Raw genomic sequence first — 19,985 nt, 5'->3', positions numbered from 1 at the left:
GAGTGTTGTGTTGTTGTGTTGTTGTGTTGTGTTTTTTTATTTTAAAGGTGACGGTGTCACGCCCGGTGGGATCGGACACGCGTACGGTTTTTCTTCTAGTTGTTGTTCGAACTCTTCACGGCATTTTTTCAGCAGCGCCGCGTCCTGCAGCAGATTGAGCGCGGTCGCGCCCATCACTTTCCCGGCCAGCAGCATGCCCTTGTGGGCAATAGAGGTTCGCCCCTGAGATACCAGCTGCCAGGTGTGCAGCGGCGTGCCGACGGTAAAGCAGGGGCTGAAGCACTGAGCGACCGGCATTTTCCAGCTGACGTCACCCACGTCGGTTGAACCTGCCAGCACGTTGTCGGTGACGGCATAAGGCGCGACTTCATCCACCAGCAGCGTCGCCTGATGACGACGGGCAAAGGCTTTACCCGCTTCACCACCCGTGGCGGCAATATTTTTCAGGCTATTTTGCAGATCGTTGGGCGTCAGCGTGGCGCGGATCTCGCGGGCAAACTCTCGCTCTTCGTCGGTCCACTCCGGCGTGCCGTAGTGCTGCAGGGCGCGATACATCGCGGCCTCAAGCGTGCGGTTCGGCAGGTAGCTGGAGCAGGCTTTATCAAAGCGGCACTCGACGGTCGTTTCGGTCATCATCGCCGCGCCCTGGGCGATTTTCTCGATGCGCTCGTAGATCTGCTGCGCATCCGCCATCTCCGGGGCGCGGATCAGGTACAGCACCTCGGCCTGCGCCTGCACCACGTTGGGCGAAATCCCGCCGGTGTCGGTAATGGCGTAATGGACGCGCGCTTTCTCGATGATGTGTTCGTTAAGGAAGTTGGTGCCGGTGGTCATCAGCGTCACGGCGTCCAGGGCGCTGCGTCCCAGGTGAGGGGAGTTGGCCGCGTGCGCCGCCACGCCGTGAAAACGCCAGGCGGCCTGAATATTCGCCAGCGTACTGACGTTAAACATCCCGGCAAAGGCTTCCGGGTGCCAGGTGACGGCGGCATCGACGTCATCAAACAGCCCTTCGCGCACCATAAAGGTTTTCCCGGAGCCGCCTTCTTCACCGGGACAGCCGTAAAAACGCACCGTTCCGCTGCCGCCGTGCTGCTCCAGCCAGCTTTTCACCGCCACCGCGCCCGCAAGCGCTGCGGTGCCTAAGAGATTATGTCCGCAGCCGTGGCCGTTAGCCCCCGGCGTGGCGGTTTGCGCCGTCGCGCAGTGTGCCTGCTGGCTTAACCCGGCCAGCGCGTCGTACTCGCCCAGCAGGGCGATAACCGGTTTTCCGCTGCCGAAGCTGGCGATAAAGGCATTGGGAATACCGCCTGCCTCGCGGGTCAGCGTGAAGCCTTCTGCTTCCAGCTCGCTGGCCAGCCGTTCGGCGGACCAGAACTCTTCAAAGCGGGTTTCGGGACGATCCCAGATCGCGTCGGCAATATCGGTTAACGTCCGACATCGCGTGTCGATCGCATCGGCAATAAAAGCGTAGTTCTCCTGCATCACACACCTCGCGTCCACGGGAAATTGAGCGCTGTTCGCGCCAGCGTTTCGATGGCGATAGTCATGACCTGCTCATCGAAGTCGAATTTTTCGTTGTGATGTCCGGCGCTCAAATCCGTGCCAAACACCATATAGGACGCCATGCCGCCGTTCTGCTGCACGCGGGCCATCATCAGCGTGGCGTCTTCGGAACCCGCTGGCGCTTTCACCTTATCGATGGCATGAACAACCCCGGAAACCTGGCTCGCCTGTTCGCGCAGATAATCCACCCACGCCGGTGTCGGCGCGCTGGAGGTGGCAGCCCCCATCAGGCGCATCTCCGCGCTCACGCCATAGAGCGCCGCCGCGCCGGTAATGACGGCCTGCGCGCGTTCAAAGACATACTGATTAATCGCTTCGCTTTCGCCGCGGGTTTCAACTTTGATCAGGGCATTCGCGGGCACCACGTTGCGCCCGCTGCCCGCCTGCATCACGCCGACGTTCACCCGGGATGCGCCGTCGCTGTGCGGGGCGATGCTGTGCAGGGCGAGGGCGGCCTGCGCGGCGGCGAGCAGGGCGTTACGCCCGTCCTCCGGCTTACCGCCCGCGTGTGCGGCCACGCCGGTGAAGCTCACGTCGAACTTGGTGGTGGCCATAAAGTTATCGCTGCCGCAGATCACCGTACCGGCAGGGACGCCGGTACCAATATGAATGGCCGTGAAATAGTCCACGTCATCCAGCGCCCCGGCGGCAACCATGGCGCGCGCGCCGCGCGTGCCTTCTTCAGCAGGCTGGAAGATCAGCTTAATGGTGCCGTTGAGCCGGGCTTCATTCTGCTTAAGCACCTGTGCCAGTCCCAGACCAATGGTGGTGTGGCCGTCGTGCGCGCAGGCGTGCATCATACCCGGATTGCAGGAGGCAAACCCGTCGCGGAACGGGCGATGGCTGTCGTCGAGCGCTTCGCTTAAATCAAGGGCGTCCATGTCCACGCGAAACGCCAGGGTTGGGCCAGGGCGGCCGGTATTCAGGGTGGCAACAATGCCGGTAAAGCCGCCTTCAAACGGCGCCAGCCATTTCTCAGGCGCGCCTTGCGCCCGCGCGCGGGCAAACTCTCGCGCCAGGGTTGCCTCATCGGGAAGCCCCATCCGGCTTTCGGCATCGACCACGTCACGGCCCATCGCCAGTTCGTAACCCAGCGAGTTCAGGGTCTCCGCAACTTTCGCGGCGGTACGAAACTCTACCCAGCCGGATTCCGCAAAATGGTGAAAATCGCGACGCCACGCGCTCAGTTGCGGGGTTAACGTCTGGATGTACTGCGCCAGTGTGTCCATATCTGTTCCTGTCATCATGAAAATATGTGAACTGCTTCACGCTGTGATAGTTTTTACTTATCACTAACCAATTTTTCACAGTTTTAACCGTTCAGGAATTACCCTCGCACATCCCTTTCCAGTAAAGTAGATGACAGTTTCTTTACTCTGATAAACAACGGTTATCGGTCGGGCTATGTCATTTCAGGTTAAATTCCATCATCTCCGGGCGTTTGTTGAAGTCGCACGTCAGGGCAGCATTCGCGGTGCCAGCAGGACGCTGAATCTTTCGCAGCCGGCGCTGACCAAATCCATCAAAGAGCTGGAGGAGGGCATGGCGGCGCAGCTTTTCGTGCGCAGGAGTAAGGGCGTGGCGTTGACCGAATGCGGCGAGGGTTTTTACCAGCGCGCCCGGTTAATTCTGGAAGAGCTGCGCGCGGCGCAGGATGACATTCGTCAGCGGCAGGGGGAACAGGCCGGGCAGATCAACATCGGGATGGGGGCCAGCGTTTCGCGCAGCCTGATGCCCGCCGTTATCACCCGCTTTCATGCCCAACATCCGCAGGTCAAAGTGCGGATAATGGAAGGGCAGCTGGTGTCGATGATCAACGAATTACGGCAGGGAGAGCTGGATTTCACCATCAATACTTATTATCAGGGACCTTACGACCAGGAATTTACGTTTGAAAAACTCTTTGAGAAGCCATTTGCGGTATTTTGTCGCGAAGGGCATCCGGCAACGGGGGCAACGTCGATTAACGAACTCCTGCATTATAACTGGACAATGCCGACGCCGCGGGGAAGTTATTATAAGCAGCTAGAAGAGGTATTTAGCCATCGCTCGCAAATACCGCGAATTGGTGTGGTCTGCGAAACCTTTTCTTCCTGCATAAGCCTGGTTGCACAAAGTGATTTTCTAAGCATATTGCCGCAGGAGTTAGGCTGTGACCCGCTGCTGGCGCACCGTCTGGTCATGCTGCCGGTTGTCGAATCGCTTCCAAAAGCAGCATATTATTTAATTCAGCGCCGTGATTCACGTCAGACGCCCCTGGCTGAATCATTAATTACGCAGTTCAGACGGGAAGCGAGAAAAATAATCGTGGCGTGAAAATGAGATAATAAAAAAACAGGATCTGCCCGACATCAGACAGATCCTCCAGTACACACAGCAGTGCGTCCTTTCGCCAATCCTGAATATTATATCCATGAAGCAGGTATATTTAGGTATAACACCTTTTCCGCAAAAAGAAAGGATGTCGAGTGTTTGATTTTACGAAAATTTAACACAAATCACTTATTTCATCTTTGCTGAAATTTTAGTTAAGTCATATTTAAATCCATTTTATAAATACTATATATATTCATCAGGTTAATATTTGCGGCGCATGAGGGCCTGTAACGGTGATTGAGGCCAGTCTCAGGCGCAGGTATAGTACCGTCCTCAGTTGTAGCCGGAGGATATCCATGAACCCTGACGACAAATCCTTTTTTCTTGACGCCATGGAAGATGTCCAGCCGCTGAAGCGTGGCCCGGATATTCACTGGCAGCCCAGCCGCAATACGCGGGCGCGCCAGGAGGTGGATAGTGAACAGCTGGATAACTTCCTGACGCTGGATTTTCTTGACCTTCTTCCCCTGGAAGAGCCGCTGGCGTTCCGGCGCGAAGGGGTGCAGCAGGGCGTTATCGAGAAGCTGCGCTCGGGTAAATATGCCCGCCAGGCCAGCTTAAACCTCCTGCGTCAGCCCGCCGAACGCTGCCGTCAGATGCTCTATTCTTTTATTCGCCAGGCCGGACGTGACGGGTTACGCAATCTGATTATCATTCACGGAAAAGGGCGCGAGCAGAACTCGCATCCTAATGTGGTGCGCAGCTATCTGGCGCGCTGGTTAACCGAGTTCGAGGAAGTGCAGGCCTTCTGCGTGGCGCTGCCGCATCACGGCGGCAGCGGGGCATGCTACGTTTCACTGCGTAAATCCGATGAAGCAAAACAGGAGAACTGGGAGCGGCACGCCAAGCGCAGCCGCTAGCGGGCGATTTCCTCGCCCGCCGGTGATTCAGAAGGTTTCCCAGTTGCTGTCGGTGGCGGCGTTTGCGGTTGCCGGGCGCAACAGCTGAGGCGTTTTCACGCTGGCCGGACGAGGAGCTACCGCTTTTTCTTTGCCGTTCAGACGAAACGCGGCCACCGCCTGGCGCAGCTGTTCGGACTGATCTTCCAGCGCCGCTGCCGCCGTGGCGGACTCCTGCACCAGCGCGGCGTTTTGCTGCGTCACGCTGTCCATCTGCGAAACGGCCAGGCTCACCTGTTCAATGCCGCGGCTCTGCTCGTCAGAGGCAGAGGAAATCTCGCCCATGATATCGGTCACGCGGGTCACGGCGGCGACGATCTCCTTCATGGTGGTGCCTGCCTCGCTAACCTGCTCAGAACCGGTATTCACCCGGCTGACGGAGTTCTCGATAAGCCCTTTGATCTCTTTCGCCGCCTGCGCGCTGCGGCTCGCCAGGGTCCGGACCTCGCCTGCGACAACCGCAAAACCACGCCCCTGTTCCCCGGCGCGTGCCGCTTCCACCGCGGCGTTAAGCGCCAGAATGTTCGTCTGGAACGCGATGCTGTCAATCACGCCGGTAATATGCGCAATTTGCTGCGAACTGTCGGCGATCTCGTTCATGGTGCGAACCACGTTATCCACGACGTGACCGCCGCGCGCGGCCGTTTCAGAGGCGTTTTTCGCCAGCAGCGTGGCCTGACGGGCGTTATCGGAGTTCTGTTTAACCGTCGCGGTCAGCTCTTCCATGCTGGCGGCGGTCTCTTCGAGCGAGGCGGCCTGCTGCTCGGTGCGGGCGGAAAGATCGTTGCTTCCTGCGGCAATTTCGCCTGCGCCGGTGTAGATGGAATCGGTACTTCCGCGTACGGCGCTGACGGTGGTCACCAGCGACTGCTGCATCTCATGCAGGCCTGCGGCCAGCTGACCCATCTCATTGCGGCCCGAGATAGCGATCTCCTGCGTCAGGTCGCCCCCTGCAATGGCGCGAATATGGTCCATAATGGAGTGGAGTGGTTTTAACAGCAGGTGCTGTAAACCCTGCCAGATGACCACCAGAACCGCGATAACGGCCAGCAGAATTGCCGCCAGCGTCCACTGCATCTGCGTGAAGCTGCTCTGATTCTCTTCGGTTGCGGCCTTCAGCAGGGTGTTGTTTTCGGCGCGCCAGCGGTTATAGACCGCTTCCATATCGTCCTGCGCCTGCTGCGCATCCAGATCGCCATAGGCCTGATAGTTGTCGGCGCGCAGATACTCAATCGATAAACGCATGACTTCGTGCATCTGGTTCCAGGATTTCTGCATCTCGTCGGTCAATGCCGCCTCCTGGCCCTTAACCTGCGGCAGTTTCTGCCACTCTTTGTTATAGGCTTCGGCTTTTGCCAGCGAGTCGCCTGCGGTGCCCAGCAGTTTATTGATCGCCGCCAGGGAAGCCGGGTCACGCTGGTTTTTCAGGTAGCGGATCGCCACGCGGGTGACGGTGACGCGCGTTTTCACCAGCGTGTTCACGCTGTCGCTCAGGCTTTCCTGCTGGGCATTGAGCACGCCGGAGTTCTGGAAGTTATGGCGATCGTTACTGACGGCAGAGTAGAACAACCCTCCCGTGACAACTTGCAGCAGGCAGAATATGGTGAGGGCAAAGATAATACCGGTAATCACGTGCAGATTTTTCAGCATAGCGGTCGTCCGTTAGAGAAGATGCAGGGTTACTTCATTACTATCGTCGTAGAGAATGTAAACTTTAATTAACTCGCGCTTAACTAAGGGGCCCTTTTGGGAACCTGTTGTAAATCCGGATCATTTTTATGAGGAAGGTCAACATGAGCAGCATTGATAAAAGCGGGACATACGCGCTCGGGACGCGGACGGTGAAACGGCTGGGCTACGGCGCGATGCAGCTGGCCGGGCCGGGCGTCTTTGGGCCGCCGAAGGATAAGCAGGCCGCGCTGGACGTGTTACGCGAGGCCGTGGCGGCGGGAGTGAACCACATTGATACCAGTGATTTTTACGGCCCTCATGTCACGAACCAGCTGATCCGCGAGGCGCTTCATCCTTACCGGGACGATCTGACGATCGTCACCAAGATTGGCGCCCGTCGCAACGACAAAGGCGCCTGGCTACCGGCCTTTTCCGCGCAGGAGCTGACGCAGGCGGTGCATGACAACCTGCGTAATCTGCAGCTGGACGTGCTGGACGTGGTGAACCTGCGGATCATGTTTAGCGCGCACGGGCCAGCGGAAGGGTCGATTGCTGAACCGCTCTCCACCCTGGCAGAATTACAGCAGCAGGGGCTGGTGCGGCATATTGGTTTGAGCAACGTCACGGCCACCCAGGTCGCGGAAGCGCAGAAGATGGTGCAGGTGGTGTGCGTGCAGAACATGTACAACATTGTGAACCGGGGTGACGATGCGCTGGTGGATCTGCTTGCGCAGCAGGGGATTGCGTATGTGCCGTTCTTCCCACTGGGCGGCTTTACGCCGCTGCAATCGTCCGGGCTGAAGGCTGTCGCGGATTCACTGGGCGTCACGGCAATGCAGGTTGCGCTGGCATGGCTGCTGCAGCGTTCTCCGAATATCCTGCTGATTCCGGGCACCTCTTCCGTGGCGCATCTGCGGCAAAACCTCGCGGCGGGGGAACTGCAACTGCCGCCTGACGCGCTGGAAACATTGAACACGCTGATGGACTGATCGTCACAGGCGCAAAGCCCGACATGTGCTTCCGGGCTTTGCGCGTTTTAAATCTTCTGACACTTCAACGCGTTTGGGTTCGCTTCCGGAAATGACCTTGATCCCTGACCATAATCCGTAATACTGTATTTATATACAGTATATGGCGAGAAAGGCATCATGGACACTCTCTTTTCTTATCAACCAAAACAAATCATTGAACTACCTTTGTTTTTAGAACGTGTTGCCTGTGGGTTTCCCAGCCCGGCGCAGGATTATGTGGAGGATCGTCTCGATCTTAACCGGCTGGCAGTGAGGCACCCCAGTGCGACCTATTTTATCAAGGTGAGTGGAGACTCCATGATTGGCGCGGGGATTGGCGACGGCGATCTGCTGGTGGTTGACCGCTCGTTAAATGCCGAACATGGGGATATCGTCGTGGCGTCGGTCGCCGGTGAGTTTACGGTGAAAGAGCTACAGACGCGCCCGGTTCTGAGGCTGTTGCCACATAACGCCCGCTATCAGCCGATTACCTTTCAGTCCGAAGAGGAGCTGCAGATCTTCGGCGTCGTCACCCACACGCTTAAAACGCATAAACATGTTCGCGCTGGTTGATGTGAACAGCTTCTATGCCTCCTGCGAGAAGGTATTCCGCCCCGATCTGGAGGGGAAGCCCATCGTGGTGGTGTCCAACAACGACGGCTGCATCATTTCACTCTCGCGGGAGGCAAAGCAGTTCGGCATAAAAATGGGTGAGCCCTATTTTAAATTCAAAGAGAAGCTTTTTCCGGCGAGGGTTTACGTCTTCAGTTCGAACTATGCGCTGTATGCCGACTTCAGCAGTCGGGTGATGCAGACGCTGACGGATCTGGCTCCGGCCATAGAAATTTACTCGATTGACGAGGCGTTCGTGAACGTTTCAGGGATCGGTAACTGCATGTCGCTGGACGCGTTCGGACACCAGATGCGCACGCAGGTCTTTAAAAACACGGGTTTAACCGTTGGCGTCGGCATTGCCCCGACAAAAACGCTGGCAAAGCTGGCCAACTATGCGGCGAAACGGTGGGCCAGTACCGGCGGCGTGGTCGATCTGTCGGGCCGCGAGCGGCAGCGTAAACTGCTGGCAAAGGTTCCGGTAGAGGAGGTATGGGGCGTAGGGCGGCGCATCACGAAAAAACTGAACGCGATGGGGATTACCACGGCGCTGGAGCTGGCGGAGGCCTCCTCGTGGGTCATTCGCAAACATTTTAACGTGGTGCTGGAGCGTACGGCGCGCGAGCTTCGCGGCGAGCCCTGTCTTGACCTGGAAGAGTACACCCCCACGAAGCAGCAAATCATCTGTAGCCGTTCGTTTGGTCATCGCATTACGCAATATGAAGAGATGCACCAGGCGATTTGCGCCTACGCGGAACGCGCCGCAGAGAAACTGCGCGGCGAGCATCAATACTGTCGTTTTATCAGCGTGTTTGTGCGCACCAGCCCGCATGCGGACAACGAAATTTATTACGGTAATCAGGCTTCGGTCACCCTGATGACGCCCACCAATGACTCGCGGGATATCATCCGTGCTGCCACGGAGGCGCTGGGGCGGATATGGCTCGACGGGTATCGCTATATGAAGGCCGGGGTCATGCTGGCGGACTTTTTCAGCAGCGGCGTCGCTCAGCTTAATCTGTTTGACGACAATCGCCTGCGCGCCAACAGCGCGGCGCTGATGGAGATGATCGACAGCGTCAATCACTCCGGCAAAGGGAAGATATGGTTCGCCGGGCAGGGGATTGAGAAACCGTGGGCGATGAAGCGAGAGATGTTGTCACCGGCCTATACGACGCGGTACGCGGATTTACCGGTGGCGAGGTAGATGGTGGCTATGTGTGACAAAGAACCGCAGACGGTTTGCGGACGCTGCTCCTGTGCAGCGCCCATAGCATCAGGGTTAAGGGCTTACTCAACCGTTAACGCATCGACAACCTCGGCCACGCTTTTCACGCTGCGGATATTCCCAATCCCCGTGCCGAGCGCGATATAGCCTTCATCGGTGTTACCTTCCAGCATGCCCAGGCGCAGGCCCCGTAATCCGCCCATCGCCTTGCCCAGCGCTTCGTTGCTTGCGCCCGCTTTATCCATCGCCGCCAGTTTTTCCGCCAGCTTGCCGGGAAGAGAACGATAGTAGTGGGGGACGGTGCGGAAAAGCAGCAGGTCCAGGCCGTTGGCGGCAACAATTTTCTCTTTGACCCCCTGCGGCACGCGGCTTTCTTCGGTACTGATAAACACCGAGCCGGCAAACACGCCTTCCGCCCCTAGCGCATGCGCCGCTCTGGCGGTGCGATTATCGGTTATACCGCCCGCCGCCATCACCGGGACGTGCTTCACGGCGTCGGCAATCAGCGGCACGATGGAAAAGGTGCCCAGCGCCGTCGCGGGTAGCGTCCCGCCTTCGTCAAAACCGGTGGCGACGATGATGTCAGCCCCCATTTCTTCAGCCAGAAGGGTATTTTCCGGCGTGGGATTGATGTCGCGGTAGATAATGGCAATACCCGCCTCTTTTAACTCACTAAACAGCGCGGGAATAATGCTGCCTTCCCCATAGCCCGTGTACACCACGGCCCTGACGCCTTCCTCTTTTACCACCTTAAGAATTGGCCCGGTCCAGACGTCATTAACGGCGGTGGGGATCAGGTTGACGCCGAAGGGTTTTTCGGTCAGCCGTTTGGTTTTACGAATTTCTTCCCGCATTTTTTCGGCGGTTGCTTCCGGCGTGGAGACCGCAGTATCGGCGGTTAACCCTGCGTTGGGACCCAGCACACCGAGTCCTCCGGCATTGCTGACCGCGGCCACTAAACGGGCATCAGTAAGCCAGGATAACGGTCCCTGAATAACGGGCTTTTCGATACCCAGGATCTGACAGATACGGTTATTTTTCATAGCAGACTCTCCCTTACGTTTGAATGAGGGAGAGTGTAGAGAGGTAGATTGTCAGGAAAAATAGCCAAAAACATTCATCACTGTTATAAAATTAATAACAATCATTTTCTCCCGCTCGCGGCAAGACATCCTTTATGCAAATAAACCTCTTTGAATCTATTCGGATTTTTATTGAAATTGTCGACTCGGGGAGCCTTACCCAGGCGGCGGAAAATCTGCAGGTCCATCGCCCGGCAGTGACCAAAGCGCTGCAGCTTCTGGAACAACACAGCGGCACGCGGCTACTGCAGCGCACCACGCGTCGGATTAGCCTGACGCCGGATGGGGAAGCCTTTTATCGCCGCAGTAAACCCCTGCTGGCGCAGGCGGACGAATTACTGGAGTCGTTTGGCGCCGATCGACCGATACACGGCCAGCTGCGTGTGGATATGCCCATCTCTTTTGCGGCATTGCGGGTGATACCCAACCTGCCTGATTTTTATCGTCAGCATCCTGATATCGACATCATCCTGAGCAGCTCTGACCGCCGTCGGGATATGCTGCGGGACGGTCTGGACTGCGTGCTGCGGGTGGGCGAGCTGGACGACGGCGACTATATCGCGCGTAAAATCGGGAACATTAAAATCACGACCTGCGCCAGCCCGGCCTGGCTGGCTGAACACGGTACGCCAGAAACGCTGGAGGATTTACGCAAGCATCAGGCGATTAACTGGATTAACAACAGCAGCAGGCACGTTCAGCCGTGGACGTTTACCACGCCAGAGGGCGTCGCGGAGATCGCGCTACCCGGTAAGCTCGTGGTGGATAACTCCGAGGCCTACATCGCGGCAGGCCTGGCCGGGCTGGGGGTAATGCAGGGAATGAATCTCTTTCTCCAGCCTTACATTGACCGCGGCCTGCTGGTTGAGGTCCTGCCTGAATATCGCTCGCCGGACCGCAAACTGTCACTGCTCTACCCACACCGTCATCTCTCCCGCAAAGTGCGGGTATTTACCGAATGGCTGGAGAGTCTGGTGTGAAAGCGGCCAGCTCATGGCATAGCGCACCAATCTGCTCCACGGCAGTGAGCAGGCGGGGCGTCGGTTCGTTTGCACAGTTTAGCCGCAGAAAGTGCGTGAGTTCTGCGCCAGGGGAAAACAGGGGGCCGGGGCTGACGCCAATACCCCACGCCAGCGCGCGGCGATGCACCTCCAGCGCGTTGACCTGCGGAGGAAGTTCGACCCACAGCAGAAAGCCAGCTTCGGGGACGTTTACGCGGGTACCGGGGGGAAAACTGGCCTTGACCCGCGCCACGACGGCGGCGATTCCCTCTGCGATCCGCCGCTTTAGCCGCCGCAGGTGACGGTCGTAGTCGCCGCTTGCCAGCATCTCGCTCGTCGCGGCTTCCAGCAGCGGCGCACCTGCCCACTCTCCGGCCATGCGGGCCTGCAAGACCTGCGTGTAATAGCGTCCGGCGGCAATCCAGCCGATTCGCCACCCCGGCGCAAGCGTTTTTGACAGGGAGCTGCAGTAAATCACATTCCCGCTCTGGTCGAAGGCTTTGCAGGCCGGAGGACGTTGCCCGTCACCGACCAGGTCACCGTAGACGTCGTCCTCAATCAGAGGAATACCGGCCTCTTCAAGCAGAGCAATCAGTTCCTGCTTGCGCGCGACGGGCATGCTGGCACCCAATGGGTTTTGCACGGTGGGCGAGGCCAGGACGGCCGCGGGACGGTGGCAGCGGATGGCGTCAGCCAGCGGTTCCAGTAACAGACCTTCAGCAGGATCGGTGGGGATTTCTAACGCCTTCAGGCCTAAATCCTCCAGCAGCAGGAGCGTGCCAAAGTAGGCGGGCTGCTCCACCGCCACCACATCACCTGGCTGACACACGGCCCGCAGGGCCAGGCGCAGCGCCTGCGTCGCGCCTGCGGTAATAATCAGATCGTCCGCGCCGAAGCGGGCTCCCCACTGCGCAGAACGCGCCGCAATCTTGCTTCGTAAATCACGCCTTCCCGGCGGCAGGCTGTAGCTCTGCCCATGCGCGTCCAGACGACGGCCCACGGAGTGTAACGCCCGCTGTAGCGCCTCCCCGGGCAGCCACGCGGGATCGGGCAGGGCGGCGCCCAGCGGGATCAGCCGGGCTTCTGCACTGCTGAACAGCGACCGGGCCACGGCGGACATAGTCACGGGCACCGGGCCCGGCGTGGAACGCGCGGGCTCCGCGCGCGGAGGGAGGCTGATCTGGTGGATGTAATAACCTGAACGCGGTCGCGCAACGATCAGCCCTTCAGCCTCAAGGCAGCGAAGGGCCTCCAGCGCCGTCGGAAGGCTCACGTGCTCGCGTTCGGCCAGTTTACGCGCGGAGATCATCCGGTCACCGACTCGCAATGCGCCTGAAGAGAGCGTGAGGCGCAGACGCTCAGCAATCCGGCGATAGTGTGGGGAGGGGGCAGACATGGGTATCTGTTCAGGCTAATTTTCGATAAAACTGACTATACAGCCAATGATGTGCGCCATCTATAGTGTCCGGCATGTTCAGGACAAGGAGGCATTATGCACAGCAATAATTTCGACATTTCCTCGTATTTCAAACGCATAAACTACACCGGGCCGGCGGCGGCCGATACGTCCACCCTGCATGCGCTGATGCGTCATCAGATCTTTTCCGTTCCCTTTGAAAATCTGGACGTGCAGGCGGGGAAAATTGTCTCGCTGGCACCAGACGACATTGCCGAGAAGGTGCTAAAGAAAGGGCGCGGCGGGTACTGCTATGAGGTGAACGGGCTTTTTGCCATGGCGCTGGAAGCGTTAGGGATACCTTACCGTTTTGTGGCGGCGCGCCCGATGTTCTACCCCGCGCGGCGGCCAAAAACCCATATGGCGCTCATCGCCGAGGTGGAGAGCCGTCAGTGGCTTTGCGATCTCGGCTTCGGCAGCTACGGCATCCGCGCGCCAATGGCGCTGGACACGCTTGACGTGGAAATCACCCAGGATTTCGACACGTTTCGCCTGAGCCGCAGCGCGGAGGGCGAGTATCTGCTCGAGGCGAAGGTGGAAGGCGAATGGGCCCGACAATACGGCTTCGATCTCACGCCTCAGGAGTGGATTGATTTTGTCCCGGCCAACTACCTGAACTCCACGCACCCGGATGCGATCTTTGTGCAGAAGCGGGTGGTGGTGGTGCACAGCCCGGAAGGACGCCAGATTTTGCTGGGCGATATGCTGAAAACCATCACGGCGAACGGCACTGAAACGCGGCAGCTGGCGGAGGAGGACATCCGCCATGTCCTGAAAGACCGTTTTGCGCTGACCGCCGCGTAATCGGAGAACGATGGGGACTCAGCCCGGCCCGTCGGCTGCGGCTTTGCGCTGAGCCCCCCACTGTAACAGCAGGCTAAACGACGCGGGTAACACGGTCAGCGTCACCAGCGTCGCAGCCAGCAGCCCGCCGATGATGGCATAGGCCATTGGGCCCCAGAAAACCTGGTGAGAGATGGGGATCATCCCCAGAATGGCGGCACAGGCGGTCAGACAGATGGGTCTGGCCCGGTGCTCCGCCGCTGCCATAATTGCGGCATCGTTTGCCATCCCCTGAGCAAGATTGCTGTCAACCTCGCTAATCAATATTACCGCGTTACGCACGATCATCCCCGCCAGGGCGATGACGCCCAGCAGCGCGACAAACCCCATCGGCGTGCCGCCAGGCAGCATAGCCAGCACGATCCCCGGTAAACCAAACGGGGCCATCAGGAGCGCCAGCAGCACCCGGGAATATCGCCGCAGCTGAAGCATCAGCAGCATCAGCATGATGACCAGCGTCACCGGAAGAACGGTAAAGACGGAGCTGTTCCCCTTATCCGATTCGGCAACCGCGCCGCCTTCTTCAATGCTGTAACCTGCGGGCAGGCTCGCGCGCAGTTTATCGACCGCCGGACGCAGCGCGGCGGATACCGCTTCAGCCCTCAGCCCCGGGGCGAGGTCGGTTTGCACCGTGATAAAGGGCACGCGCTGGCGGCGCCAGATGACCGGATCGTCCACGCCCCAGACCGGCGTTGCGACGGCGCTGAGCGGAATTTTTTTACCGTCATTCCCCTGAATCGTGAGTGAGGAGAAAGTGGCGGTGCTCTGGCGCGCGCTGTCCTCGGCCCTGAGCACCACGTCGACAAGGCGGTCATTATCTCTGATGGACGTGACAACGCTGCCGGACCAGACGGTATTCAGCGTGCGGGCAAGGCTTTCTGACGATATTCCCGCCGCTCTGGCCGCCGTCTGATTCACCTTAAGGGTGATGACCCTCTCCGGCTCTCCGGCCGTCTGGTTAACGTCGCGTGAGAACGGGGAGCGGCCAATCGCGTCCGTGAGACGGTTCGCAAGCGCCCGGACCTGCAGATAATCCGGCCCGCTCACCCGGTATTTGATGGGCCAGCCGACGGGAGGCCCCAGCTCAAGGGGCGACACGCGGGTGATGATGTCGCTAAATTGCGTCGCCAGGATCGTGTTGAGCTGTGCGTGCAGACGATCCCGCGCCGCAAGATCCTTCGCGACCACAACCATCTGGGCGATATTTTCATTTTCCAGCAGCACGTCCATCGGCAGGTAAAAACGGATGGCGCCTGAGCCAACGTACGTCGAAAAGCGATCGATATTGCTGTTGTCGGCCAGCGCTTTTTCCAGCTTTTCCACCTCTCTGAGCGTTTCCGGCTGCGACGCGTTGGCCGGAAGCGTCAGGCTGACCAGCAACTCGGGCCGGTCCGAGGCGGGGAAAAACTCGCCCTGCATAAACGTCGTGCCGTACGCTGACAGCCCCAGCGCGGCAAGCGCAATCAGTACGGTAGCGAGACGGTGGCGGAGCGCCAGGCGTAAAAGCCGTCCATACCCGCGCGCGATCCTTCCCGGTCCTGCCGCGTGATGTCTGACTTTTTCCGGCAGCAGCCACGTGCCCGTTAGCGGCGAAAACAGGATCGCGACGGCCCAGGAGCAGAGCAGGGCGATGAGCACCACCGCAAACAGAGAGAAGCAGTATTCGCCGGCGCTGGAGGCCGCAAAACCAACGGGAATAAAACCGGCAATCATGACCAGAGTACCGGTGAGCATCGGGAAGGCCGTCGTTTTGAATGCATAGGTGGCCGCGAGTCGACGGGAATCCCCCGCTTCCAGTCGGGAGACCATCGTTTCGACGGCGATCATGGCGTCATCCACCAGCAGGCCCAGGGCAATGATCAGCGCCCCGAGCGAGATACGCTGAAGGCCGATGCCGGCGAGCATCATGCCGACAAACGTCATGGCAAGCACCAGCGGAATGGCCGTCGCCACCACCAGTCCGGCCCGCAAACCCAGCGAGACAAATGAAACCGCCAGCACGATAACAACGGCTTCGATAAGTACCCGGATAAACCCGCTTACCGCTTCACTCACCACCGCTGACTGATCGGCGACTTTCACCATCTCAATACCGTGCGGCAGCCCGGCGCTGAGGGCCGCCATTTTTGCGTTCAGCGCAGCACCGAAACGCAGCATGTTGCCTGTCGGCGCCATCGACACCGCCAGTCCGATAGCCGGTTTGCCGTTCACCCGGTAGGCCGGGGCCGGTGGCTCGGCGATTTCCCGGGTGACGGTGGCAATGTCGGTCAGCGGAATATAGCGATTGTTAACGTGCAGCGTGACGGCGCGCAAACTCTCTTCGGTAGTGAGCGCCCCGCTGACCTTTATCGCCATGTTCTCCTGCCCGGTACGCATCGTTCCTGCCGGGACAACGGCGTTTTGCGCCCGGAGGGCGTCGGCAACGTCCTGAATATCCAGCCCCATACCGGCCAGGCGCGCCGGAGAAAAGGCGAGAACCCACTGCTCCTGCTGTTCGCCCAGCAGGGTGGTTTTGCCCATATCCGGCAGGGACATGAGTTCGCGCCGTATTGTCTCTGCGCTATCCCGCACCTCCCGCAACGTGAAGCCTTCGGGAATAAAGGCGTAAATTGTGCCGAACGTGTCGTCAAACTCGTCATCCACGGCAGGACCCTGCACCCCTTCGGGCAGGGACGGCGCGATGTCCTGCATTTTTTTGCGAACCTGATACCAGATATCGGGCACGCGTTGCGGGGGCGTATCATCACGGAGGTTGACGTGGATAACGGTGCGTCCGGCACGGGTTTCACTTTCGAGATAGTCCAGCCAGGGCGTTTCCTGCAGCTTTTTTTCAAGCGTATCGGTCAGCAGGCGGGTGGTATCCGTCACGGAGGCTCCCGGCCACTGTGCGGAGACGACGGCCGTTTTAATGGTGAATGCCGGATCTTCGTTACGCGGCAGCTTCTCATAGCAGAACACGCCCATCGCAATCACCAGCAGCATGAAAAAGCTGACCATCTGCTGGTTCTTCAGCGCCCAGGCGGAGAGGTTAAATTGGGCTTCCGATCCTGTGTTCATGGCTGAACCTCTCCGGCCATCACCGGCTCGCCGGGTCGTAATGTGCTCACGCCCGCCGTAATCACCCTGTCGCCGGGCTCAAGGCCGGAGGCAATCATGACGGAGGTGGCCGTATAGCCGACGGGCACCACCACGCGCAGCTGCGCCCGCGACTGCGGGGTAATCACAAAAACCGCCGGTTTGTCGCTGGCTCGGGTCAGCGCCGACGCGGGAAGCGCGTACCCGTGCGGGGCGGCGGAGAGCAACGTCACGGTGACGCTGGCGCCCAGCGCCATGGCCTCCGGCGGGTTTTGCAGGGTGGCTCTGACGCGCCACGTGCGGGTCTGAGGATCGGCCTGCGGGGTGATATCCCGCAGTGCGGCAGACGCCTGCACCGACGGGTCGCTGAGCAGGGAAACCTGCAAAACCGCCTTATCCAGAGGCGGGATCGCATCGGGCGCGGCAATATCAAACGCCACGTCGCGGGCTTCCCCGGTCGCCAGCGTCAGAACGGACTGGCCGTCGCTGACAACCTGTCCCGCAGAGGCGCTCACGGCCGTGATGACGCCCGCTTGTGGAGCGATAAGTCGCGTCCAGCCGAGGCTTTCGCGGGCATTTCGCCATGCGGCCTCGCTGCTTTTTAAGCGCGCGCGGGCGACAAGCCAGTCAGCCCGGGCGCTGTCGAGCTGCGTGCGGGCTATCGCGCCCGTTGGCATAAGCTTTTGCATGCGACTGACGTTAAGCGCGGCGACCTGGGCAGAGGCTTTGGCGCCTTCATAGTCGGCCGCGGCGCTGTCCAGCTGGTTTTGCCCGGTCGTATTATCAAGCGTGGCCAGCAGCTGTCCGGCAGTGACCCGGTCGCCAATATCAACGCTACGCGTCAGTATCCGGCCTCCGGTGCGAAAGCTCAGGGTCGTTTCATCGTGGGCATGGATCTCACCGGTTCTTTCCAGCGCGGGAAGGGATTGGGCGGAGCCAACGACGACGTAGCGTACCTTACGCACTGGATCAGGTTTGTTTTCGTGTTTATCACCGCAGCCGGTCAGCGGAAAAATCGCCAGCGCAAGCAGGGCCAGGGGAAGAAAATGCAGCCAGGAAAGGGTGCGCGCCACGCCGTACAAATGATGCAGGCAGTGGCGGAGGGAGAGAAAAAATTCGTCTGACATAACGCCGCTCCATAAAGGGAATGGCGTTATTAAATGCGCGCTACGTCGAGAAAGATTCGATGTTCTGTCAAGGCTTTATCAAGAGGGGAGATTTTCATTATCGGACGGCAGCCAGGGCAACAAAATGCGCACCGCAAGGCCGCCGGTTTCCGGTAATGACGCGCTAATCTCACCCCCATGCGCCTCGCAAATCGCCCGGGCGATGGACAAACCGAGGCCGCTGCCGCCGGAATGCCGCGCGCGGGACTGCTCCTCGCGGCTAAAGCGTTTAAACATTTCCGGTAAGAACTGGGGCGACACGCCCGGCCCGTCATCGGTGAATTCGAGGATGTAATGCCCGCTGGCGTAATGCAGCGCCACCTCAAGGTGGCCGCCCTCGCGCCCGTAGCGTAGCGCATTTTCCATAAGGATAGTAACGACCTGCCCCATACGGAACGCATCGCCCCGGAAGGGGCTGGTGTGCGGGTTACGCAGCGTTATCCTGAAATGATGCGCATCCGCCTGGGGCATGATCCAGGCAGCCCGCTCCTGAATCAGCTCATCCAGACAGAACGGCTGGTCCTCCAGCACAAGGTTACCCGCGTCTGCCAAAGAGAGAAGGTGGAGCTCGTCGGTGAGGCGGTTGAGGTGCTGGAGCTGTTTCATCACCATGCCCAGCTGCGCCGGGCTGGCATCAAACACGCCGTCTAACATGCCCTGCAGACGCCCGATGGCGGCCGTCAGGGGCGAGCGCAGCTCGTGCGCCATCGCGACGTGCGAGGCGCGGAGCTCTTTCTCATAGCGGGCCAGTTGCCCCGTCATGGAGTTAAAGTCCGCCGCAAAGCTGACCATTTCTGCCGGTGCATCCTTGATGAGCTCTGCCTGACGGCCAAACTGCCCTTCGGCGACATCCTTTGCCGCATCGCGAAGGCGGCTGAACTGCAGCGCCAGCGGGCGGGCGTGTTTGAGCCCCATCACCACAATAAACGGGATCATCACCAGCACCAGCAGGGCCACCGTGACCCAGTCCGCTGAGGCGATGGACGGCGTGGAATAGCTCAGGCCCCACCAGGTATCCACAATCGTGTGGAAGCGGGCCGGATTGGCCTGCGGGTTCTGGCTGAGCGTAAGAAACTCCTGCCGGACTGCCGGCGGCATCCTGCCCATGATCCAGTAGTTCTGTACCGCATAGCGCAGCCACATGCAGGTGGCAATGACGATCACGCTGCCGATAGCCAGCGCCAGGATGCGCGCGCAAATCCAGCGCCACAGAGAGGCGTGCCGGTTTTTTATCATGGCTGTCTGAACCTGTAACCCACGCCGCGCACGTTGATCAGCACGCCGGAAATTCCCACGGCCTCGAGTTTTTTACGCAGGTTATAAATATGGGTGTCGACAACGCGCTCCAGCGCCTCGCTTTCCGGCAAACAGTGTTCCAGTAAATACTGGCGGGAGAACGGGTGCGCAGGCGAGCGCAGCAGCGTTGCCAGAAGTGAGAATTCCGTTGGCGTAAGATCGAGCATCACAGGCGCGTCGTCGCCGTTGTCCACGCACGCCACAATGGCGGCGACATCCACCGCCAGCGTTTGCCAGCGAAGGATCTTTTCCTCTGTCTCTTTTTTACTGCTGCGCCGCAGCACCGCCTGCACCCGCGCTACCACTTCGCCCGGATGATAAGGCTTCACAACGTAATCATCGGCACCGTAACGCAGGGCGCCAATGCGATCGGGAGTATCCCCCATGGCCGTGACCATGATCACCGGCACATCGCTTTTACGACGCAGGCCCGCCAGCACCTCGGTGCCATTAAGTCCCGGCAGCATCACGTCCAGCAGGATGAGGTCGGGCTTCCACCGCTGCGCCATATCCAGCCCGGAAAGACCGTCTCCGGTAATGGTCACGTCGTAATTTTCACGCCGTAAATAGGCTTCGAGCACGCCAGCCGCGTCGGCGTCATCTTCAATAATCAGCACTCTTCTGGATAACATCCGTTCACCTTGACCATTTCTTAACACTATCCCGACGATTCATTGATTCAGCCAAATCATACTGCGCCAACATTG

The 19,985-nt window shown here is 59.4% G+C and carries 16 protein-coding genes; 7 read left to right on the top strand and 9 right to left on the bottom strand.

Annotation, left to right across the window (positions count from 1 at the left end; translation table 11 throughout):
• Positions 1–36 precede the first annotated feature (36 nt).
• A complete protein-coding gene (locus ACOTXF_RS10960; RefSeq protein WP_045372886.1) occupies positions 37–1,482 on the bottom strand; it encodes a M20 family metallopeptidase in 1,446 nt (481 codons plus the stop codon).
• On the bottom strand, positions 1,482–2,792 hold the full coding sequence (locus ACOTXF_RS10955) for a M20 family metallo-hydrolase (RefSeq protein WP_045336041.1): 1,311 nt from the start codon (positions 2,790–2,792) through the stop codon (positions 1,482–1,484). The genes ACOTXF_RS10960 and ACOTXF_RS10955 overlap by 1 nt, the downstream gene beginning before the upstream one ends.
• Positions 2,793–2,967: 175 nt before the next feature.
• On the opposite strand from ACOTXF_RS10955, the gene ACOTXF_RS10950 reads away from it, so the two are divergent.
• Together ACOTXF_RS10950 and smrA are read left to right on the top strand one after the other, a co-directional pair.
• Positions 2,968–3,879, top strand: a complete 912-nt coding sequence (locus ACOTXF_RS10950; RefSeq protein ID WP_023292606.1) for a LysR family transcriptional regulator — start codon at positions 2,968–2,970, stop codon at positions 3,877–3,879.
• A 356-nt stretch (positions 3,880–4,235) separates the two neighbouring features.
• A complete protein-coding gene (gene smrA / locus ACOTXF_RS10945) occupies positions 4,236–4,799 on the top strand; it encodes a DNA endonuclease SmrA (protein ID WP_025911514.1) in 564 nt (187 codons plus the stop codon).
• 27 nt (positions 4,800–4,826) lie between these two features.
• Here smrA and tcp read toward each other — a convergent pair whose 3' ends face one another.
• Entirely contained in the window at positions 4,827–6,488 is a 1,662-nt protein-coding gene (tcp, locus tag ACOTXF_RS10940; RefSeq protein WP_008500534.1) for a methyl-accepting chemotaxis citrate transducer, read from the bottom strand.
• Between the two features lie 143 nt (positions 6,489–6,631).
• Between tcp and ACOTXF_RS10935 the strand changes: the two genes are divergently transcribed.
• The 3 genes from ACOTXF_RS10935 (at position 6,632) to umuC (ending at position 9,338) form a co-directional block, all read left to right on the top strand.
• Positions 6,632–7,498 (top strand): aldo/keto reductase family oxidoreductase, encoded by an 867-nt coding sequence (locus tag ACOTXF_RS10935; protein WP_021241164.1) that lies wholly within the window; start codon positions 6,632–6,634, stop codon positions 7,496–7,498.
• Positions 7,499–7,657: 159 nt separating this feature from the next.
• A complete protein-coding gene (gene umuD, locus ACOTXF_RS10930) occupies positions 7,658–8,092 on the top strand; it encodes a translesion error-prone DNA polymerase V autoproteolytic subunit (RefSeq protein ID WP_008500532.1) in 435 nt (144 codons plus the stop codon).
• The gene (umuC, locus tag ACOTXF_RS10925; protein WP_048963173.1) at positions 8,076–9,338 is read left to right on the top strand and encodes a translesion error-prone DNA polymerase V subunit UmuC; all 1,263 of its coding nucleotides are present in this window, start codon (positions 8,076–8,078) and stop codon (positions 9,336–9,338) included. The genes umuD and umuC overlap by 17 nt, the downstream gene beginning before the upstream one ends.
• Positions 9,339–9,421: 83 nt before the next feature.
• Here the strand turns inward: umuC and ACOTXF_RS10920 are convergent, their stop codons facing one another.
• Positions 9,422–10,402, bottom strand: coding sequence for an NAD(P)H-dependent flavin oxidoreductase (locus tag ACOTXF_RS10920; protein ID WP_048963172.1), 981 nt, complete (start codon positions 10,400–10,402; stop codon positions 9,422–9,424).
• A 134-nt stretch (positions 10,403–10,536) separates the two neighbouring features.
• On the opposite strand from ACOTXF_RS10920, the gene ACOTXF_RS10915 reads away from it, so the two are divergent.
• Positions 10,537–11,421 (top strand): LysR family transcriptional regulator, encoded by an 885-nt coding sequence (locus ACOTXF_RS10915; protein ID WP_023292599.1) that lies wholly within the window; start codon positions 10,537–10,539, stop codon positions 11,419–11,421.
• Here ACOTXF_RS10915 and ACOTXF_RS10910 read toward each other — a convergent pair.
• Positions 11,393–12,838, bottom strand: coding sequence for a PLP-dependent aminotransferase family protein (locus tag ACOTXF_RS10910; protein WP_048963171.1), 1,446 nt, complete (start codon positions 12,836–12,838; stop codon positions 11,393–11,395). The two genes, ACOTXF_RS10915 and ACOTXF_RS10910, sit on opposite strands and share 29 nt — an antisense overlap.
• 96 nt (positions 12,839–12,934) lie before the next feature.
• Here ACOTXF_RS10910 and ACOTXF_RS10905 point away from each other — a divergent pair, with 96 nt between their 5' ends.
• Positions 12,935–13,702 (top strand): arylamine N-acetyltransferase family protein, encoded by a 768-nt coding sequence (locus ACOTXF_RS10905; protein WP_046091842.1) that lies wholly within the window; start codon positions 12,935–12,937, stop codon positions 13,700–13,702.
• A gap of 18 nt (positions 13,703–13,720) precedes the next feature.
• Here the strand turns inward: ACOTXF_RS10905 and ACOTXF_RS10900 are convergent, their stop codons facing one another.
• The 4 genes from ACOTXF_RS10900 to ACOTXF_RS10885 all read right to left on the bottom strand — a co-directional run bounded on the left by ACOTXF_RS10900 (position 13,721) and on the right by ACOTXF_RS10885 (position 19,910).
• Positions 13,721–16,798, bottom strand: a complete 3,078-nt coding sequence (locus ACOTXF_RS10900; RefSeq protein ID WP_047747277.1) for an efflux RND transporter permease subunit — start codon at positions 16,796–16,798, stop codon at positions 13,721–13,723.
• On the bottom strand, positions 16,795–17,943 hold the full coding sequence (locus ACOTXF_RS10895) for an efflux RND transporter periplasmic adaptor subunit (RefSeq protein ID WP_048963170.1): 1,149 nt from the start codon (positions 17,941–17,943) through the stop codon (positions 16,795–16,797). The genes ACOTXF_RS10900 and ACOTXF_RS10895 overlap by 4 nt, the downstream gene beginning before the upstream one ends.
• A gap of 78 nt (positions 17,944–18,021) precedes the next feature.
• Positions 18,022–19,218 (bottom strand): sensor histidine kinase, encoded by a 1,197-nt coding sequence (locus ACOTXF_RS10890; protein WP_048963169.1) that lies wholly within the window; start codon positions 19,216–19,218, stop codon positions 18,022–18,024.
• Positions 19,215–19,910, bottom strand: coding sequence for a response regulator (locus ACOTXF_RS10885; protein ID WP_008500520.1), 696 nt, complete (start codon positions 19,908–19,910; stop codon positions 19,215–19,217). Before ACOTXF_RS10885 ends, ACOTXF_RS10890 begins: the two co-directional genes overlap by 4 nt.
• Between the last annotated feature and the right edge of the window lie 75 nt (positions 19,911–19,985).

Origin of the sequence: Enterobacter cloacae complex sp. IR53041 (assembly GCF_049238285.1) — a bacterium.
GTDB classification, from domain to species: Bacteria; Pseudomonadota; Gammaproteobacteria; order Enterobacterales; family Enterobacteriaceae; genus Enterobacter; species Enterobacter roggenkampii.
This window is presented reverse-complemented; position numbering and strand designations above follow the sequence as displayed.

Excerpts from the sequence above, each read along its gene's own strand:
- ACOTXF_RS10960 (WP_045372886.1), bottom strand. The coding sequence starts at position 1,482 with ATGCAGGAGAACTACGCTTTTATTGCCGATGCGATCGACACGCGATGT.
- ACOTXF_RS10955 (WP_045336041.1), bottom strand. The coding sequence starts at position 2,792 with ATGGACACACTGGCGCAGTACATCCAGACGTTAACCCCGCAACTGAGC.
- ACOTXF_RS10950 (WP_023292606.1), top strand. The coding sequence starts at position 2,968 with ATGTCATTTCAGGTTAAATTCCATCATCTCCGGGCGTTTGTTGAAGTC.
- smrA (WP_025911514.1), top strand. The coding sequence starts at position 4,236 with ATGAACCCTGACGACAAATCCTTTTTTCTTGACGCCATGGAAGATGTC.
- tcp (WP_008500534.1), bottom strand. The coding sequence starts at position 6,488 with ATGCTGAAAAATCTGCACGTGATTACCGGTATTATCTTTGCCCTCACC.
- ACOTXF_RS10935 (WP_021241164.1), top strand. The coding sequence starts at position 6,632 with ATGAGCAGCATTGATAAAAGCGGGACATACGCGCTCGGGACGCGGACG.
- umuD (WP_008500532.1), top strand. The coding sequence starts at position 7,658 with ATGGACACTCTCTTTTCTTATCAACCAAAACAAATCATTGAACTACCT.
- umuC (WP_048963173.1), top strand. The coding sequence starts at position 8,076 with ATGTTCGCGCTGGTTGATGTGAACAGCTTCTATGCCTCCTGCGAGAAG.
- ACOTXF_RS10920 (WP_048963172.1), bottom strand. The coding sequence starts at position 10,402 with ATGAAAAATAACCGTATCTGTCAGATCCTGGGTATCGAAAAGCCCGTT.
- ACOTXF_RS10915 (WP_023292599.1), top strand. The coding sequence starts at position 10,537 with ATGCAAATAAACCTCTTTGAATCTATTCGGATTTTTATTGAAATTGTC.
- ACOTXF_RS10910 (WP_048963171.1), bottom strand. The coding sequence starts at position 12,838 with ATGTCTGCCCCCTCCCCACACTATCGCCGGATTGCTGAGCGTCTGCGC.
- ACOTXF_RS10905 (WP_046091842.1), top strand. The coding sequence starts at position 12,935 with ATGCACAGCAATAATTTCGACATTTCCTCGTATTTCAAACGCATAAAC.
- ACOTXF_RS10900 (WP_047747277.1), bottom strand. The coding sequence starts at position 16,798 with ATGAACACAGGATCGGAAGCCCAATTTAACCTCTCCGCCTGGGCGCTG.
- ACOTXF_RS10895 (WP_048963170.1), bottom strand. The coding sequence starts at position 17,943 with ATGTCAGACGAATTTTTTCTCTCCCTCCGCCACTGCCTGCATCATTTG.
- ACOTXF_RS10890 (WP_048963169.1), bottom strand. The coding sequence starts at position 19,218 with ATGATAAAAAACCGGCACGCCTCTCTGTGGCGCTGGATTTGCGCGCGC.
- ACOTXF_RS10885 (WP_008500520.1), bottom strand. The coding sequence starts at position 19,910 with ATGTTATCCAGAAGAGTGCTGATTATTGAAGATGACGCCGACGCGGCT.